The organism is Pseudomonas ogarae, from assembly GCF_014268695.2.
GTDB lineage: Bacteria > Pseudomonadota > Gammaproteobacteria > Pseudomonadales > Pseudomonadaceae > Aquipseudomonas > Aquipseudomonas kilonensis.
Genome location: NZ_CP077086.1, coordinates 2991556 through 3008583 on the forward strand (window position 1 = coordinate 2991556; position 17028 = coordinate 3008583).

The window sequence follows — 17028 nt, forward strand, 5'->3', positions numbered from 1 at the left end:
AACCCTGACACTCTTGTTTCCAGAGCATCAATTATCCAGATTGATTAACAAGAGTTAGTGATCATGCAGCGAATTCCTTGTGTGCTAATGCGCGGCGGTACGTCCAAAGGCCCGGTATTTCTTGCCTGGGATCTGCCGGTCGCCATCGCTGAACGCGATGAGCTGCTGCTCAACCTGATGGGCTCCGGCCATGAGTTGGAAATCGACGGCATCGGTGGCGGCAGTCCACAAACCAGCAAAGTGGCGATCGTCAGCCCATCGCTGCACCCTGACGCAGATGTCGATTATTTGTTTGTCCAGGTCATGGTTTCCCAGCGTCGGGTCGATACCGCCCCCAACTGCGGCAACATGCTCTGCGCCGTCGGCCCGTTCGCTATCGAGCAGGGCCTGGTCAAGCCTACCGGCGACCTGACCCGGGTGCGTATTCGCAACCTCAATACCGGGACCTTCGTGAATTCCGAAGTGCAAACCCCGGAAGGCAAGGTCAGTTATGAAGGCGACACCGCCATCGACGGCGTGCCCGGCACAGCCGCTCCGGTGCAACTGACGTTCCTTGATGCCGCAGGCAGCAAGACGGGGAAACTGTTCCCGACCGGGCAAACCCAGGACCTGATCGACGGCATTGCGGTGACGTGCATCGACATGGCGATGCCGATGGTGATCGTCGATGCCAGCCAACTGGGCAAGCGCGGTGATGAAAGTCCCGCTGAATTGGACGCCGACAAGGCGTTCATGCAGCGCCTGGAGTCCTTGCGGCTCAAAGCAGGCCTGGCGATGGGCCTGGGTGACGTCAGCGACATGGTGATCCCCAAGCCGGTCCTGGTGTCGCCGGCCAAGTCTGGCGGGACCCTCCAGGTGCGCTACTTCATGCCGCACAACTGTCACCGCGCCTTGGCAATCACCGGCTCTATCGGCCTGGCGACGGCTTGCGTAACCAACGGCAGTGTCGCGGCCAACCTGATCGGTGGCGGCAGCGAGCCGCGTTTGCAGCAAGTTCGCATCGAGCACCCCAACGGCGGTATCGATGTGGTGTTGTCCTACACCGGCGAAAAGGGTGAGACCATTCGTGCTTCGGTGGTACGCACCGCCCGCCGACTTTTCTCTGGTTTCGTCTACGCCACGGTTTCCCAGCGCCTGGCTGGATAGTCCAGGCAGACCTCGTCATTGCATCAGCTACTCAATAACAACAAGAGATCTGACATATGCTCGCTTTACTTGGCTTGGCCATGGTGGTGGTCTTCACCTTCCTGATAATGACCAAACGGTTGTCACCGATCGTCGCCCTGACGGTGGTGCCCATCGTTTTTGCCGTGCTCGGCGGCTTTGGCGGGACCACCGGCAAGATGATGCTGGACGGCCTGAAAATGGTCGCGCCGTCGGCGGCGCTGCTGTTGTTCGCGATCCTGTTTTTCGGCCTGATGATCGACGCCGGTCTGTTCGACCCGCTGATCCGCAAGATCCTCAAGCGGGTCAATGGCGACCCGATGAAGATCGCCGTGGGCACGGCCCTGCTGTCGCTGTTGGTGGCACTGGACGGTGACGGCACGACGACTTACATGATCACCTGTGCCGCGATGTTGCCGCTGTACAAGCGCATCGGCATGAACCCGATGATCCTGGCAACCATTTCCATGCTCTCCTTGAGCATCATGAGCGGCATGACCCCTTGGGGCGGCCCCGCAACCCGTGCGATCGCGGCGCTGGGCCTGGATGCGGGTGAGTATTTCGTGCCGTTGCTGCCGACCATGATCGGCGGGGCCGCATGGGTGGTGTTCACGGCGTTCCTGTTGGGTCGTGCCGAGCGCAAGCGCATCGGCAACGTTCAACTGCAAAGCGGCGGCGGTAATTGCTACATCAACGCGATCATGGAGGACACGCCACACAAACGCCCGAAACTGGCCTACGTCAACCTGCTGCTGGTGGTCGCGGTGATGGTCGCACTGGTGATGGGGCTCATGCACTCGGCGATCCTGTTCCTGATCGGTTTCGTCCTGGCGCTGATGATCAACTATCCGCAACTGGATATTCAGAAGGAGCGCATTCTCGCCCACTCGGGCAACGCCATGACCGTGGTCCTGCTGGTGTTTGCCGCGGGCATCTTCGCCGGGATTTTCTCCGGGACGAAAATGGTCGATGCGTTGGCACAAACCCTGGTCGACTGGATTCCGCCTTCCTGGGGCCATCTGTTCCCGCTGGTGGTGGCGATTACCAGCATGCCGCTGACCTTCGTATTGTCCAACGATGCCTACTACTTCGGTGTCGTGCCGATCCTGGCCAACGCCGCGGCTGCCTATGGCATTGATCCGGTCGAAATTGCCCGGGCGTCCATTCTCGGCCAGCCGGTGCACCTGATGAGTCCGCTGGTGGCCTCGACCTTGTTGCTGGTGGGCATGGTCGACCGCGACCTGGGCGACTTTCAGAAAGCCACCGTCAAATGGGCGGTGCTCACCTCCCTGGTGATTACCGCGCTGGCCCTGCTGACCGGGGCGCTGACGCTGTTTTCCTGATTCACCCGACACACTTTAGCTTCCCTGCCAGACATGCCCTCGCAAGCGGGTGTGCGCTGGCTTGCACGCCAAATAACAACAACGAGTAGCTCGATATGACCACTTTGCTTACCCGCGGGGCTTTGTTTCCAATCCTTGGGCTGTTGCCCCTGGCCTCGGCCAGTGCCGAAGGTTTCATCGACGACAGCAAGCTCAAGCTGCAATTGCGCAACGTCTACTTCAACGAAAATTTTCGCGATGAGCACGGTATGAGCCCACGGGCGGCGAGGACCGCCAAGAGTGAGCGCACCGAATGGGCCCAGGGCTTCCTGCTGGATTACCAATCGGGCTTTACGCCGGGCACCATTGGCTTCGGGGTCGATGCCCTGGGCCTGCTCGGGGTCAAGCTCGATTCCGGGCGTGGTCGCAGCGGCACCGGCCTGCTGCCGGTGCATGACGATGGTCGCGCCGCCGACGAGTTCGCCAGCGCAGGGATGACCGCCAAGGCCAGGGTGGCCAAGACCACGCTCAAATACGGCACCTTGCTGCCCAAGACCCCGGTATTGGTCTACAACGATGCGCGGCTGTTGCCCCAGACTTACCAGGGCACCCAGATCAGCAGCACTGACATCGACAACCTCACCGTCACCGGCGGGCATCTGGAGCGTTTCAAGCTGCGCGATTCGAGCGACAGCATGCCCATCGTGCCCGATGGCTACGGCGGCGATAAGTCCGGTGACTTCAGCTATGCCGGTGCCGACTACAAGTTGGGCAAAAACATCCGCCTGAGTTACTTCTATGGCGAGCTGGAGAATTTCTATCGACAGAATTTTGCCGGCATCCAGCATGATCTGCCCTTGGGCGCTGGGGTATTGACCAGTGACCTGCGCTACTTCAACAGCGTCGATTCGGGTTCGGCCTACGGCGGCAAGATCGACAACGACATGCTCAGCGGATCGCTGTCCTACGCCGTGGTCGGCCACACACTGAGCGCCGGCTACCAGACCCTCAGTGGCGAGGCGGGCCTGCCTTACATCAGTGGCGCCACGGTGTATTCCTTCAGCAACGTCGGGATCGGCAAGTTCATCGAGGAAGACGAAAAGACCTGGATGCTCGGGTACGGCTACGACTTCGCTCGCCTCGGTGTGCCCGGCCTGACATTTTCCACCCGCTACCTGAGCGGCAACGACGGCAAGTCCAACACCACGGTCAAAGAGTGGGAGCGAGACGCAGAGATCGCTTATGTGGTGCAGCAGGGCACGTTCAAGGGGCTGGGGGTGAAGCTGCGTAACTATGTCTATCGCTCGGACTTTTCCCGTGGCCGTGACAGTAATCGGATCTATTTCACTTACGACATCGCTCTTTGGTAGGACATGCAGTTCACTTAAGAAAAAGATGGACCTGTGGCGAGGGAGCTTGCTCCCGCTCGGCTGCGAAGCAGTCGTGAACCGGCGGGTGCGGTGTGTCTGTGTTACGCGTTCGGCAGGTTTTGGGGCCGCTTCGCGACCCAGCGGGAGCAAGCTCCCTCGCCACGGTTCTCTCAGTGGCTCCGCGCTCATCACGGTGGCCCGGTTCGATTCTTTGCGACATCATGGCGTCAATTTTCTTTGGGGCAATGCCCGTCGAGGCCGCTATGGATCGCAACCGAGACCGACGCAACAACCTTTCCCTGGATGGCCTGAATTTTTTCCTCGCGGATGTACGCGATGGGCTGGGTCCTTATCTGGCGATCTACCTGCTGGCGGTGCATCGCTGGGACCCGGCCAGCATTGGCGTGGTGATGACAGTGGCGGCGATGGCCGGGCTCGTTGCACAGGCGCCCGCCGGGGCGCTGATCGACCGGGTGCGCAGCAAACGTGCCGTGGTGGCTGTGGCCGCCTTGATGGTGACGCTGGGTTGCCTGGTGCTACCGTTCACGTCTTCCTTCGGCCTGGTGGCGCTGACCCAGGCGCTCGGCGCCGTGGCGGCATCGGTCTTTGCGCCGGCTATTGCGGCCATCTCCCTGGGCATTACTGGCGCCAAGGCCTTTACGCGGCGCACTGGGCGCAACGAGACGTTCAACCACGCGGGCAATGCCTGCGCAGCGCTGCTGGCGGGTGGGTTCGCCTGGCTGTTCGGTCCCGTTGCGGTGTTCTACCTGATGGCCGCGATGGCATTGGCCAGCATCGTGGCGGTCAGTTGCGTGTCCGCTGAGGCGATCGACCATGATGTGGCCCGGGGCCTGGAGGCTGGTCAGTCGGTGCAGGGCCCGACGCCCTCGGCGCTGCGCGTGTTGCTGGATAACCGCACGCTGCTGTTGTTCGCCGTCTGCTGCGGGCTGTTTCACCTGGCGAACGCGGCGATGCTCCCGCTGGTCAGCCAGAAACTCGCCCAGGCCAATGCACACCTGGCCACGCCGCTGACGTCGGCCTGTATCGTCGCGGCGCAATTGGTCATGGTGCCCATGGCGTGGTTGGTCGGCGTCAAGGCCGATGCCTGGGGGCGCAAGCCGTTGTTGCTGGCCGGCTTCCTGATCCTGCCCATTCGAGGTGTGTTGTACGTGCTCTCGGACGACCCCTATTGGTTGGTGGCGGTGCAGTTGCTCGATGGGATCGGTGCCGGGCTGTTTGGCGCGCTGTTTCCCTTGGTGGTCAAGGACCTGACCCAGGGCACCGGGCGTTTCAACGTCAGCCTCGGGGTGCTGTCGACGGTGTTCGGGTTCGGCGCGGCGTTGAGTAACAGCTTGGCCGGCTTTGTGGTGCAAGGGGCTGGCTACAGCGCGGCGTTCCTGACCCTGGCGGCGATTGCTGCGTTGGCATTTGGTCTGTTGCTGGCGATGCCCGAGACTTTCATGCCCAGGCGCGCTCCACAGTCCGGCACGCTACCGGTACCTGACGGTGGGGTTGCCTGAGGCCGGGTATCACCAATGTGGGAGCGAGCTTGCTCGCGATGACGGTGGCACATCCAACATCGATGCTTGCTGGACCCCCTGCTATCGCGAGCAAGCTCGCTCCCACAGGGGAATTGAAAACGCCCGGCATCTGAATCCAGTCATCCCCGTCGAGACAGCTGCAGCAACAAGCCTGGCTCCGCTCGCTTGGCAGAAAGCGTCCAGCCATGGGCCTGGGCGATTTCCCGGCAGATCGTCAAGCCCAGGCCGGCACCATGGTCGCGGCGATGGGCCCCGCGCCAGAAGCGAATGAACAGGTGTGGCAGTTGCTCCCGATCCACTCCGGGGCCCCAGTCTCGTACGCTCAGATGATCCGCGCCGATGTCCACTCGAACCTCTGTGCCCCGAGGGGCGTGTTGGATGGCGTTTTCCAGCAGGTTCTTCAACAAGGTGAAGAGGGCGCTGCGATCCGCCTGCCATGGGTCAGCAGAGGCAGCGTTCTGCACCAGCACCAGGCGTACCTCGGCGGCTTCGGCCATGCGCTGCAAATAGTCGCTGGCTTCCCTCGCGACATCGGCCAGTTCGACCTCGGCAAACAGGTAGTTCTGGGCCTCACTGGCTTCGGTGAGGAGCAGCAGTTGCTGGACTTGACGGGTCATGTGAGCGACATCGTTGAGCAGCGCGTTGCGATCGTGGCTGTCCTCCATCAATTCGATTTGTGCGCGTATCAGCGCCAGCGGTGTCTTGAGTTCGTGCGCCGCGGTCGCCAGGAACTCCTGCTGGGTCCGGTAGCCATTTTCCAGGCGCTGGAGGGCCCGATTGAAACTGTCCACCAGTGGCACGACTTCGGACGGTACGCTGCTGACCTGCAAGCGTGAATGCAGGGAGCGAGGCGAGATCGCCGCGGCCGACTCGGACACCTCGCGCAAGGGTTTGAGCGTATAGCCCAGGGTGATATAGGCGCAGGCGGCAAAGACGAAGAGCAGCACCAGGCTGAACAGGACGATGCCGGCACCCATGAATGGCAACGCGAATGCACCGTGGAAGAGGTCCATCAGCCGTTCGCTGACGGCAAGTTGCAGGAACCAGGTCTTGCCGTCGTGTTCGACCGGCGCGGTGGCGCCATACATCAGGATGCCCTGGCGCTCGAACTTGAACGGTTCGTGCTCTGAAGGGCGCAGCGCGGTGCTTGCAGGCCAGAAGGTTGCTTCGGTGGACGTCAGGACCACGTTTGCCGAGGCGTCCAGCACGCGGTATCCGATGTCTTGCTGCATGCTTTCATAGGTCCAGATTCGATCGGCCTCGCTGCGATCGAATCCGACCGGGCGTCCAGCAGGATCGAACTGGAGTTTTTGCGCCAACTCCTGGGTGCGCTCGGTTATGTTCATGACCAGCAGGATGTCGCTCTGTGAGGTGACGAGGGCCAGGGCCATCAACACGATCAGCAGGATGCTCAACGCCACGCCGGCAATATAAGCCAGCAGCACCTTGAATCTGAGACTACTCAGCCACGTCGACCTGGCGCAGCGCATAACCAAGACCTCGCAGGTTGACAATGCGTTGGTGGGAGCCGATGGCAAGCAGCTTGCGGCGGATACGGTGAAGGGCCACGTCCAGGGCGTTCGGCGTGACCGCCTCGCTCAAGCCCCAGCCTGCTGCCTCTATCGTCTGACGGCGGACGATCTCCCCAGGTTTGCGCAACAGCAGCAACATGATCTGCATTTCCGCCGGTGCCAGGGCAATGCTTTGATTGGCGCAGCACATGCTGCCGGTGTCGGGCTGCAGGCTCAGGTCGCCATGGCTGGGCGCCAGTGGGCGACAGTCCACGGGGCGTCGCAGCAACGCTCGCACGCGCGCGACCATTTCATCCATGGCGAACGGCTTGGGCAGATAGTCATCCGCGCCGGCATCGAGCCCCTGTACCCGATCATGCAGGGCATCCCGCGCCGTGAGCACCAGGCAAGGGATGCCGAGCCCGGCGCTGCGCAGACGCTTCAACAAGACGAGCCCGTCGCCGTCCGGCAAGCCGCGATCGAGGATCAGCGCCTGGTAAGGCACACGCTGGATGGCCGCCCACGCGCCATCCATGCGGTTGATCACATCGACGGCGATCCCTGCATTCGCCAGGCCCGTGCAGACCAGGTGCGCCAATCGTTCGTGGTCCTCGACCAGCAGAATGCGGCTCATCAGAAGCGGTACAGGTAGCCGAACAGCGCGCTGTTTTCGGTAGAGCTGTCTACCAGTGGGCTGTCCTTGATCTCACTGGCGAGGCTCGTCGCTTTGATATCGAGGAACAGAGAGTGGTGTTTATCGAACATGTAGTTTCCCCGGACGCCAAATTCGGTATTGAGGGCGGACTTGCCATCATAGGCCGCACGATCGATGCGGGCCTCACTGTCGCGCACGCCAAAATAATAATCGACGTATTTTTTGTCCTGCCACATCGCCGTCACATGGGGCGTGAGGGTGATGTGGTCGTCGAGCCGCCAGGTTCGCTCCAGGCCCACGTTGAAGCGCTGCCCCTTGCTGTTGCCCGACAGGTCCGAGAGCCACTCGGCGCGCACGTCCACCAGACCGGTGTGCCACTCCACTTTGGCCCCCGCCCAGAAGCCACTTTTGCGGTCGCTCATGCCATCGAAGACCCGCGCGTCGTCAGCGTCGTAGCCACTGAAGTCGTACTGGCCCATGAGGCTGAAATCGATTTGCTGGGTGTCGCCGATCTCGAGTTGGGGCAGCTTGACCTCGGCGTTTGGACCGAACACCCGCAGGTATTCGTTCTCGAAGTAGATCAGCGGTATCGCCTTGTTGTCACGATCGATGCCGGTATAGGGCTGCTGGCTGCTGATTGCGCCGACCCCCAGTCCCCAGGACGAAGACGGTTCGGTAGTTTCAGGTTCGGCTGCTTGTGCGGCGATGGCTGAAGTGGCCACGGCGAGCAGGATCATATTCGGGATTGTTGAAACGGCTAAGCGCAGCAAATGCATTGGGGGGCTCCAACGGGACAGGATGAAATGCACGCCTATCGTTGAGCGTTTTCCCTTACTGGATGCTTACGGTTATCTGTCGAAAGCCAGAGATTGCTCCCGCTTGGCTGCTGTAGGAGCAGTGTAGGAGCTGTCGAGTGCAACGAGGCTGCGATCTTGTCCCAGACAATTGAGTCGCAAGCGAAGGATCAAAATCAAAAGATCGCAGGCTTCGCCAGCTCCTACAGCAGCGGGAGCAAGCTCTGACCACGGGTGTGCGCTCAAACGATATCGTCAATCAGGATATGGCGCTCGCCGCGGCTGCATTGTTCGATCCGCGCCTCGGCCTTGTAGACCTTGCGCAGCATCGACTCGGTAATCACCTCGGCGCTCGGGCCGCTGCCCTGGGCGGTGCCGTCGGCGATGACCAGCACCTGGTCGGCAAAGCGCAGCGCCTGGTTCAGGTCATGGATGGCGATGAACACAATGACTTCGCGCTTGCGCGCCAGGGCACGCATGAAACCCAGCACCTGGACCTGCCGGTGCATGTCCAGGGCGCTGGCGTTCAAGCCCTGAGGCATGTAGCTAATGCCTTGCGGCCCCTTTTTCGAACCCTGCAAGAGCACCTGTCCAGGACCTTCGATCAATCCGGCCATGCGTTTGAACAAGGTGGATTTGCCCGCCGCGTTGGGGCCGACCACCGCCACCACCTGACCGCCGACAAAGGCTGCCGTGGTGACGCCATGAATGATCGTGCGCTGGCCGTAGCGGGCACCGAGGTTCTCCAGCTGGATCGTTACCATGAGTTTTTCTTCCCGCCGAGAATCAAGGAAATGAAGAAGGGCACGCCGATCAGCGACGTGACCACGCCGATGGGGAAAATGGCGCCGGGGATCAGGGTTTTGCTGATCACCGAACTGGCGGACAGAATCAATGCACCGGTCAACAAAGACGCTGGCAGGAAGAACCGCTGGTCTTCACCGATCAGCATTCGCGCGATGTGCGGGCCGACCAGGCCGATGAAACCGATGGTGCCGACAAACGCCACCGGGAACGAGGCGAGCAGGCTGACCATGATCAGCGTCTGAAAGCGCAGGCTGCGCACGTTGATGCCGAAACTCGCGGCCTTGTCATCCCCCAGGCGCAGCGCGGTCAAAGCCCAGGCTCGCCGCGTACCCTGCAGTTGCCGGCCACGGTCGATTTCTGAGAGTAGGGCAAGGGTGGTTCAAACAAAGGGCCACCCACGCTCGTATCCTCCAAGCCATTTCTATCGCAGGCGCGTGCCCCAGCGCGCGTCCAATGAATAGACTCCGCCGCCGCGCGCGACGATGTAGAGGGCAAGAAATCCCATAAGCACAGGAAACTCGATGCCTCGATCTATCCAAGGCCATGTCGGTCCCAGCGCGTAGCTGATTGCAACCATCTCAATAGCGATCAGCAGGGCGACGAGTCGCGTGCCGAGCCCTATCGCCAGCATGAGCGCGCCGACCGTCTCCAGGAGCATGACCAGGAAGGCAAGTTGTGCAGCGAAAGGCAGTCCCATCACGTTCTGGATGAGGTTGATCGACGCGGTCATTGGATCAGCCATCGAACCGTGGGCGGTGCGCAGAACCTTCGGCAAGCCGTGGGTAAACAGGACCACGGCGAAGATGGTCCGCAGCACGGCGTACAGGCAAGGTTCGTAGCGGGCGACGCGTGCAGTCACCGTGTCCACAGCGCAGCGCAGCGATGATAGGTCTTGAGTTGTCATGGGGAATCCTTGGCAGGGTTGCTTGAAGCACTGTGCATGACGTCGATAGGTCTTTCGAATACTCCGAAGGCGCTATTGTCCTTTGGCAGGCAGTCCCATCTTCGCCAGCGTCAGCGTTTCATCAGCGCGCCCCCATCCGCCGTCTGCCACCTCTTCGACCAGCACCATGGTGAACGGACGGACTCCCTCGCCGAAGTACTCGACGAACATTTCTGTGGTGCGATGGATGATTTCTTCTTTGCGAGCGTGGTCCAGGATCCCTTCGGGGAATTTGTAGTTGGCAAATGGCATGGATCGACTCCGTGGGTGTGAGAAAGATGCGGCAGGGCGAAGACCCCTGGCGCGCATCTTTCTCCTTTGCGCCCTTGGAATAAATCCCTCTGGGTTGGCATCAGCATTCAACGTACGTGAACAATCGGCCGTCTGGACTCAGTGCGAATGACGCGGTTCACCGCTGCGGGCGATCACGCGCAGATGCAACGTCGCCGGCTCCAGGCAGCCCCCTGTGGAAAGCTGTCCCACCAGTTGCCGGTACAGTTCCTGCCAAGGCGTTTGTGACGGCGGAATGTTCGGCGTCCACTCAAGCCGGCGCTGGGACATCTCGGCGTCGTCGATCAGCAGGTTCACGGTGCGGGTATTGAGGTCCACTTTCAGCCGGTCGTTGGTTTTCAGCAACGCCAGGCCGCCGCCCACGGCCGCTTCCGGGGACATGTTGAGGATCGACGGGCTCGCCGATGTGCCGCTCTGGCGCCCGTCGCCCAGGCAAGGCAGGGAGTCGATGCCTTGTTTGATCAGCGCCGCCGGCGGGGCCATGTTCACCACTTCGGCGCTGCCGGGGTAGCCCACGGTGCCAACGCCACGGATCACCAGGATGCAGCGCTCGTCGATGTCCAGCGCCGGATCGTCGATCCGCGCGTGGTAGTCCTCCGGTCCTTCGAACACGATGGCCCGGGCTTCAAAGCTATTCTCGGCGCCGGGCTCGGACAGGTAGGTCTTGCGAAACGCTTCGCCCACCACCGACATCTTCATGATCGCGCTGTCGAAGAAGTTGCCGCTGAGCACGATGAAACCGGCGCGGTGCTTGAGCGGGGTGTCGAAGGGGTGGATCACGTCGGTGTTGCTGGTCAGGCTGTTGCTGACGATTTCGCCGATGGTCTTGCCGCTGACCGTGGCGCAGTCTTCGTGCAGGTGCCCGGCTTTTTGCAGTTCATGCATGACCGATGGCACGCCGCCGGCCCGATGGAACCCTTCGCCCAGGTACTTGCCCGCCGGCATGCAGTTGACCAGCAGCGGCACGTCCTCGCCAATCCGTTGCCAGTCATCCAGGCTCAGCTCGACGCCCATGTGTCGGGCGATGGCGATCAGGTGCGGCGGGCAATTGCTCGAAGCACCCAGGGCCGAGGCGACGGCGATGGCGTTCTCGAAGGCCTGGCGGGTCATGATCTGCGACGGGCGTATGTCTTGCAGCACCAGGTCGCAGATGCGCTTGCCGGTGGCATAAGCCATTTGCCCGCGCTCGCGATAGGGCGCCGGGATACTCGCGCATCCAGGCAGTGACATACCCAGGGCTTCGGCCAGGGCGTTCATCGACAAGGCGGTGCCCATGGTGTTGCAGTGTCCCACCGACGGCGATGCCGCAGTGGTCATTTCCATGAAGCCTTCGTAGTCGATCTCGCCGGCGGCCATCAGGTTGCGCGCATGCCAGAGCACGGTGCCGGAGCCGATCAGTTCGCCCTTGTGGTGGCCGTCGAGCATCGGCCCGCCGGACAGGACAATGGCCGGTAGGTCGGTGGTCGCCGCAGCCATCAGGCAGGCCGGGGTGGTCTTGTCGCAGCCGGTGGTGAGCACCACGCCATCCAATGGGTAACCGTGAAGAATCTCCACCAGCCCCAGGTAGGCCAGGTTGCGGTCCAGTGCTGCGGTGGGGCGCCGTGATTGTTCGGCGATCGGGTGCACCGGGAATTCCATGGGAATGCCACCGGCATCACGAATACCGGCCTTGACCCGTTGGGCCAGTTCCAGGTGATGACGGTTGCAGGGCGTCAGGTCGCTGCCGGTCTGGGCGATGCCGATGATCGGGCGTCCCGACTGCAGCTCTTCGCGGGTCATGCCGTAGTTCATGTAGCGTTCGACATACAGGGCGGTCATGTCCGCGTGGGCCGGGTCATTGAACCACTGCTCGCTGCGCAGGCGGCGTTTTGGCGTGTCACTCATGATTCATTTCTCTCTTGTAATTGGATGAATCGGTCACGGTCGTGGCGTTTTAGCGCTCCAGCAGTCCTCGGGCGGCGAGGTTACGCAGCAAGGCGCTGACACCAAAGGTCCAGGGGGTGGCATCGCAGCTGTGCGTCACCTGGTTATGCAGGCTGCCGAGCAACGGGCTGCTGATGCTGACCACGTCACCGCGTTTGTGGGTGAAACCGCTGCCGGCATGGTCACGGTCTTCGGTGGGGGCGAACAGGGTACCGAGAAACAGCACAAACCCGTCCGGATATTGGTGGTTGGCGTTGAGCGTCTGGCCTGCCAGGTCCTGCGGGTCGCGGCTGATCTGGTTCATGGAGCTGGAGCCGTGCAGGCGGTAGCCATCCTCGCCGTGTACCTGGAGATCGACCACGCATTCCCGTACATCATCCAGGCTGAAGTGTTCGTCAAACAGGCGAATGAACGGCCCGATGGCGCAGGAGGCGTTGTTGTCCTTGGCCTTGCTCAGCAACAGCGCACTGCGGCCTTCGATGTCCCGCAGGTTGACGTCGTTGCCCAGAGTGGCGCCGTGGATCTGGCCCCGGCTGTTCACCGCCAGCACCACTTCCGGTTCCGGGTTGTTCCATTGCGATATCGGATGAATGCCGATGCGGCTGCCGCTGCCCACGGCAGCCAGGACCGGAGCCTTGGTGAAGATTTCCGCATCCGGGCCGATGCCGACCTCCAGGTACTGCGACCACATGCCCTGCTCGATGAGCAAGTCCTTCAGGCGCATGGCTTGCTCGGAGCCCGGCACGATCGTGCGCAAGTTGTCGCCGATCACGCTGTGCACCGTGGCGCGTACGGCTTCGGCCTTCGCCGCGTCGCCGCCGGCCTGTTCCTCGATCACACGCTCGATCATGCTGGCAGCGAAGGTCACGCCGGCGGCCTTGATCACTTGCAAATCCAGTGGCGGCAACAGCGACGGTTTGTTCGGGTCGGCATCAGGGCCGGTGTTGGCCAGCAGGGCTTCGACACTGGCGATGAAGGTACCGGGCGTCTGTCGCACGGCGGCCAGCGGCGATTCTGTTTCCAGCAGATCGCTCAATGTCGCAAAACGATCCGAGAGATCGAACACACCGTCGCTGCGCAACGCAATGGGCGAAGGCCCGGCGATTCGGCCTGGCACCCAGGCACGACCAATCAGGGTTCCGGTCACGCCATCGACGGGCAGGGTGTTCTCGGGAGTAAGCAGTAGCGACATGGCAAGTCTTCCTGTTCGTAAAGCCTTCACGCTAGGGTGGCCGCTCGATAAACTCCAATGAGATATATTCAGTATTTGATAACGTCGGGTTATCGCCGGCCTGAGGAATAGCCATGTCAGATCTGTCCTTCTCCAGCTTCTGTGGCTGGCTCAAATTCCGCCACTTGCTGCTGATCGACACGTTGGGGCGCACCCGCAACATGCATCTGGCGGCGCAGCAGATGAACCTCAGCCAGCCGGCCATCAGCAAGATGCTCAAGGAAATCGAAAGCCTGCTCGGCTTTGCCTTGTTCGAGCGGTTGCCACGGAGCATGCCGCCTACGGCCTTGGGCGAACACGTACTGCGGTATGCGCAGATTGCCTTGAATGATGCGCGCTCGTTCGTCGAGCAAATCAGCAGCTTGCGCGAGGGAGGCCACGGTTTTCTCAAGGTCGGCGGGATCTTTGCCGCCACTGCGGTGGCTTTGCCCGAGGCGATCCTGCAGATCAAGCAGCGCTGGCCGATGCTGTCGATTGAAGTGGTGGAGCAGACCAGTAACCACCTGATGGAGATGCTTGAAGAGAAGACGCTTGACCTGGCGGTGGCCCGTTTTACCGATCAAAGCCAGCAGCAGCGCTATGACTTCCAGCCGTTGGCCCCGGAACCGTTCTGCATCGTGGTCAACTATCGCCATCCATTGGCCGGCGCGGGCCCGGTCTCCTTGCAGCAACTGGTGGACTTGCCGTGGATTCTCTATCCGGTCGGCACGCCGATTCGCGCACGCATGGAGCTGGCCTTCGCCGAGGCCGGGGTGGGAATGCCGCGCAACACCATTGACACCATTTCCATGCAGACCTTCCTCCAGGTGCTGCAACGCGGGCCCATGATCGGCATGCTGCCCAATGCGATGGTCGATCCGCTGCTCGAAAGCGGCCAGCTCAAGACCCTCGATACCCCGTTGCACCTGGTGCCGCAGGACTACGGCATTCTCACGCGCAAGGATGAGCCGTTGGTGGGCGCGGCGCTGGAGTTCGCCGAGATCCTCAAGGACAACGCCCGCCAGATTATTTGAAGAGGCAATGAACCTGTGGCGAGGGGATTTATCCCCGTTGGACTGCGCAGCAGTCCTAAACCCGGCCTAAGCATTCTGTCAGGTTGGTTGCGTTGAGCTTTTTGGGGCTGCTGCGCAGCCCAGCGGGGATAAATCCCCTCGCCACAAGTCATGTGCTTTGACTTGAATCCTCGCCCGGGTCTCCAAGAGTCCGATAACTGCCCGTTATCAACTAATCCAAAAATGCCATTGGGAAAGAATCGCTCCCCGACAGTAAAGTCCTCGTTCAATCGCCGGATGATTCGCTCATTCGACGTGACCCAATAAAAACAATCAGGGGTTACCTCATGCAAACCATCTCCGAGCAGTTGCCCGCCCAGGCTCCCGCCTGCGAGCTCGATTTTGAAGACCGGACCTACCGCAAGGTCATCTGGCGCATCCTTCCGGTCCTGCTGTTGTGCTATATGGCGGCGTACCTCGATCGAGTGAACATCGGGTTCGCCAAGCTCGACATGCTCAACGAGCTGCAATTCAGCAACACCGTATATGCCTTGGGCGCCAGTATGTTTTTCTGGGGCTATTTCCTCTTCGAAGTCCCCAGTAACCTGTTGCTGCATCGCTTTGGCGCACGGTTCTGGATCGCCCGGATCATGCTCAGTTGGGCGGTGATTTCCATGGCCGTGGCCTACACCGTGCCGCTGGCAGGCTTGTTCCACGTCGAATCGAGCACCATGTTCTACGTGCTGCGCTTTCTGTTGGGCATCTGTGAAGCGGGCTTTTTCCCCGGCGTGATCCTCTACCTCAACTACTGGTTCCCGACCCATCGGCAGAGCCGGGTGATGTCCGGGTTCCTGCTGGCGTTGCCGGTCAGCCTGACTCTGGGCGGGATTCTCTCTGGTTGGCTGATGAACAGCATGCAAGGGGTGCATGGCCTGTCTGGCTGGCAATGGATGTTGCTCATCGAAGGCATTCCTTCGATCATCATGGCGTTCGTGGTGATCGTCTGCCTGGCCGACAACATCGACAAAGCCAAATGGCTGTCTGTCGCGGAAAAAGCCCTGCTCAAGGCCAATCTGCAAACCGACAACCAGGGCAAGGCCACGCGCTTGAGTGAAGTGTTCTTCAACCCTCGGGTGTGGTTGCTGGTGTTGATCCTGCTGACCTTCAACACCGGCTTCTATGGCCTGGCGTTCTGGATGCCGTCGATCATCAAGAGCACCGGCATCACCAACAGCTTGCACATCGGTTTGCTGACCGCCATTCCATATTCGGTGGCAGTGGTGGCGATGCTGCTCAACGCCCGACACTCCAACCGCACCGGCGAGCGGCGCCTGCATGCGGCGATCCCAGCCTTCATTGGCGGCGTCGGCCTGATCCTCAGTGCGTTCTTTGCGGATAACCTGGTGCTGTCGGTCTTGTTCCTCAGTGTTTCCGCCTCGGGGATCCTCAGCCTGATGCCGATCTTTTGGACCCTGCCGGGCACCGTGCTGTCGGGCGTCGCCGCTGCAGCCGGCATTGGCATGATCAACGCCATCGGCAACCTGTCGGGCTTCACCGGTTCGATGATCACCGCCGTGGCGGAAACGCTTACGGGCAATATCAATAACGGCACCTATGTACTGGCTTTGTGTCTTTTGGTCAGCGGTGGACTGATCCTCGCCATTCCCGCCTCGATGCTCGGCAGGACACCCAAGCACGCCACCACGGCAGCGCAACTGGAGACCGCATGAACCTACAAAACAAGCGCGTACTGGTGACGGCAGCGGGGCAGGGCATTGGCTTGGCCAGCGCCATAGCCTTCGCCCGGGCCGGTGCCGAGGTGTTCGCCACTGACATCGATATCCAGGCACTGGCGGGGATCGAAGGGATCACCGCCATGACCCTGGACGTCACGTCGCCCGCTGCCATCAGCGCCGCCTGCGACCGCATCGGTGGGCTTGATGTGCTGTTCAACTGCGCAGGCTTTGTGCACAGCGGCAACATTCTCGACTGCGACGAAGCCGCCTGGACACGCTCGATGGACCTCAATGTCACGGCCATGTACCGGATGATCCATGCGTTCCTGCCGGACATGCTGGCCCGGGGCGGCGGTTCGATCATCAACATGTCGTCGGTGGCCTCCAGCGTCAAGGGCGTGCCCAATCGCTTCGCCTATGCCACCAGCAAGGCCGCAGTGGTGGGCCTGACCAAGGCCGTCGCCATCGACTTCGTCAGCCAGGGCATCCGCTGCAACGCGATCTGTCCGGGCACTGTGGATTCACCCTCGTTGCGCCAGCGCATTGCTGACCAGGCCGCGCAGCAGGGCGTCGATGAGGCGCAGGTCTACCGGCAATTTCTCGACCGCCAGCCCATGGGCCGCATCGGCCACACTGAGGAGATCGCGCAGTTGGCGTTGTACCTGGGCAGTGATGCGTCCGCCTACACCACGGGTGCCATCCACATCATCGACGGTGGCATGAGCATCTGAACCCCGGTCTTCACTTG

The 17028-nt window shown here is 61.5% G+C and carries 15 protein-coding genes and 1 pseudogene; 7 read left to right on the forward strand and 9 right to left on the reverse strand.

The genetic code is table 11. The annotated features are described in order from the left end of the window. The first annotated feature begins 63 nt into the window (after positions 1–63). The 4 genes from HU749_RS13185 (at position 64) to HU749_RS13200 (ending at position 5376) form a co-directional block, all read left to right on the forward strand. Positions 64–1146, forward strand: coding sequence for a 4-oxalomesaconate tautomerase (locus HU749_RS13185; protein ID WP_186650945.1), 1083 nt, complete (start codon positions 64–66; stop codon positions 1144–1146). Positions 1147–1202: 56 nt separating this feature from the next. After that, the gene (locus HU749_RS13190) at positions 1203–2507 is read left to right on the forward strand and encodes a CitMHS family transporter (protein ID WP_079304156.1); all 1305 of its coding nucleotides are present in this window, start codon (positions 1203–1205) and stop codon (positions 2505–2507) included. Between the two features lie 95 nt (positions 2508–2602). Further along, positions 2603–3856 (forward strand): OprD family porin, encoded by a 1254-nt coding sequence (locus HU749_RS13195; RefSeq protein ID WP_186650943.1) that lies wholly within the window; start codon positions 2603–2605, stop codon positions 3854–3856. A gap of 263 nt (positions 3857–4119) precedes the next feature. Continuing rightward, on the forward strand, positions 4120–5376 hold the full coding sequence (locus HU749_RS13200) for an MFS transporter (protein WP_186650941.1): 1257 nt from the start codon (positions 4120–4122) through the stop codon (positions 5374–5376). A gap of 140 nt (positions 5377–5516) precedes the next feature. On the opposite strand, the gene HU749_RS13205 is transcribed toward HU749_RS13200, so the two are convergent. From HU749_RS13205 to HU749_RS13245, 9 genes and pseudogenes are all read right to left on the reverse strand, one after another. After that, complete coding sequence (locus HU749_RS13205) at positions 5517–6842, reverse strand: sensor histidine kinase (RefSeq protein ID WP_264084031.1); 1326 nt, start codon at positions 6840–6842, stop codon at positions 5517–5519. 13 nt (positions 6843–6855) lie between these two features. Next, positions 6856–7542, reverse strand: a complete 687-nt coding sequence (locus HU749_RS13210; RefSeq protein WP_079304168.1) for a response regulator transcription factor — start codon at positions 7540–7542, stop codon at positions 6856–6858. Further along, a complete protein-coding gene (locus HU749_RS13215; RefSeq protein ID WP_225919166.1) occupies positions 7542–8300 on the reverse strand; it encodes a MipA/OmpV family protein in 759 nt (252 codons plus the stop codon). Before HU749_RS13215 ends, HU749_RS13210 begins: the two co-directional genes overlap by 1 nt. Before the next feature lie 299 nt (positions 8301–8599). After that, positions 8600–9121, reverse strand: coding sequence for an ATP-binding cassette domain-containing protein (locus HU749_RS13220; protein WP_186650936.1), 522 nt, complete (start codon positions 9119–9121; stop codon positions 8600–8602). Continuing rightward, positions 9115–9489 (reverse strand): annotated as a pseudogene (locus HU749_RS13225) (FecCD family ABC transporter permease); the annotation flags it as partial. The gene HU749_RS13220 and the pseudogene HU749_RS13225, both read right to left, overlap by 7 nt. Before the next feature lie 96 nt (positions 9490–9585). Then, positions 9586–10068 (reverse strand): DoxX family protein, encoded by a 483-nt coding sequence (locus tag HU749_RS13230; protein ID WP_186650934.1) that lies wholly within the window; start codon positions 10066–10068, stop codon positions 9586–9588. Between the two features lie 72 nt (positions 10069–10140). Continuing rightward, positions 10141–10359 (reverse strand): tautomerase family protein, encoded by a 219-nt coding sequence (locus HU749_RS13235; protein ID WP_003200762.1) that lies wholly within the window; start codon positions 10357–10359, stop codon positions 10141–10143. A 138-nt stretch (positions 10360–10497) separates the two neighbouring features. Further along, positions 10498–12282, reverse strand: coding sequence for an IlvD/Edd family dehydratase (locus HU749_RS13240; protein WP_186650932.1), 1785 nt, complete (start codon positions 12280–12282; stop codon positions 10498–10500). Positions 12283–12331: 49 nt separating this feature from the next. Then, positions 12332–13513, reverse strand: coding sequence for a fumarylacetoacetate hydrolase family protein (locus HU749_RS13245; RefSeq protein WP_095962374.1), 1182 nt, complete (start codon positions 13511–13513; stop codon positions 12332–12334). A 113-nt stretch (positions 13514–13626) separates the two neighbouring features. Between HU749_RS13245 and HU749_RS13250 the strand changes: the two genes are divergently transcribed. The 3 genes from HU749_RS13250 to HU749_RS13260 all read left to right on the forward strand — a co-directional run bounded on the left by HU749_RS13250 (position 13627) and on the right by HU749_RS13260 (position 17011). Continuing rightward, complete coding sequence (locus HU749_RS13250) at positions 13627–14565, forward strand: LysR family transcriptional regulator (protein ID WP_186650930.1); 939 nt, start codon at positions 13627–13629, stop codon at positions 14563–14565. Positions 14566–14891: 326 nt separating this feature from the next. Next, complete coding sequence (locus HU749_RS13255; RefSeq protein WP_186650928.1) at positions 14892–16274, forward strand: MFS transporter; 1383 nt, start codon at positions 14892–14894, stop codon at positions 16272–16274. Beyond that, the gene (locus HU749_RS13260; protein ID WP_186650926.1) at positions 16271–17011 is read left to right on the forward strand and encodes an SDR family oxidoreductase; all 741 of its coding nucleotides are present in this window, start codon (positions 16271–16273) and stop codon (positions 17009–17011) included. Before HU749_RS13255 ends, HU749_RS13260 begins: the two co-directional genes overlap by 4 nt. Positions 17012–17028 lie beyond the last annotated feature (17 nt).

What these genes read in the sequence shown, in the direction of transcription:
- HU749_RS13185 (WP_186650945.1), top strand. Translation starts at nt 64, where the DNA reads ATGCAGCGAATTCCTTGTGTGCTAATGCGCGGCGGTACGTCCAAAGGC.
- HU749_RS13200 (WP_186650941.1), top strand. Translation starts at nt 4,120, where the DNA reads ATGGATCGCAACCGAGACCGACGCAACAACCTTTCCCTGGATGGCCTG.
- HU749_RS13255 (WP_186650928.1), top strand. Translation starts at nt 14,892, where the DNA reads ATGCAAACCATCTCCGAGCAGTTGCCCGCCCAGGCTCCCGCCTGCGAG.
- HU749_RS13230 (WP_186650934.1), bottom strand. Translation starts at nt 10,068, where the DNA reads ATGACAACTCAAGACCTATCATCGCTGCGCTGCGCTGTGGACACGGTG.
- HU749_RS13220 (WP_186650936.1), bottom strand. Translation starts at nt 9,121, where the DNA reads ATGGTAACGATCCAGCTGGAGAACCTCGGTGCCCGCTACGGCCAGCGC.
- HU749_RS13245 (WP_095962374.1), bottom strand. Translation starts at nt 13,513, where the DNA reads ATGTCGCTACTGCTTACTCCCGAGAACACCCTGCCCGTCGATGGCGTG.
- HU749_RS13190 (WP_079304156.1), top strand. Translation starts at nt 1,203, where the DNA reads ATGCTCGCTTTACTTGGCTTGGCCATGGTGGTGGTCTTCACCTTCCTG.
- HU749_RS13195 (WP_186650943.1), top strand. Translation starts at nt 2,603, where the DNA reads ATGACCACTTTGCTTACCCGCGGGGCTTTGTTTCCAATCCTTGGGCTG.
- HU749_RS13235 (WP_003200762.1), bottom strand. Translation starts at nt 10,359, where the DNA reads ATGCCATTTGCCAACTACAAATTCCCCGAAGGGATCCTGGACCACGCT.
- HU749_RS13215 (WP_225919166.1), bottom strand. Translation starts at nt 8,300, where the DNA reads ATGATCCTGCTCGCCGTGGCCACTTCAGCCATCGCCGCACAAGCAGCC.
- HU749_RS13210 (WP_079304168.1), bottom strand. Translation starts at nt 7,542, where the DNA reads ATGAGCCGCATTCTGCTGGTCGAGGACCACGAACGATTGGCGCACCTG.
- HU749_RS13240 (WP_186650932.1), bottom strand. Translation starts at nt 12,282, where the DNA reads ATGAGTGACACGCCAAAACGCCGCCTGCGCAGCGAGCAGTGGTTCAAT.
- HU749_RS13250 (WP_186650930.1), top strand. Translation starts at nt 13,627, where the DNA reads ATGTCAGATCTGTCCTTCTCCAGCTTCTGTGGCTGGCTCAAATTCCGC.
- HU749_RS13260 (WP_186650926.1), top strand. Translation starts at nt 16,271, where the DNA reads ATGAACCTACAAAACAAGCGCGTACTGGTGACGGCAGCGGGGCAGGGC.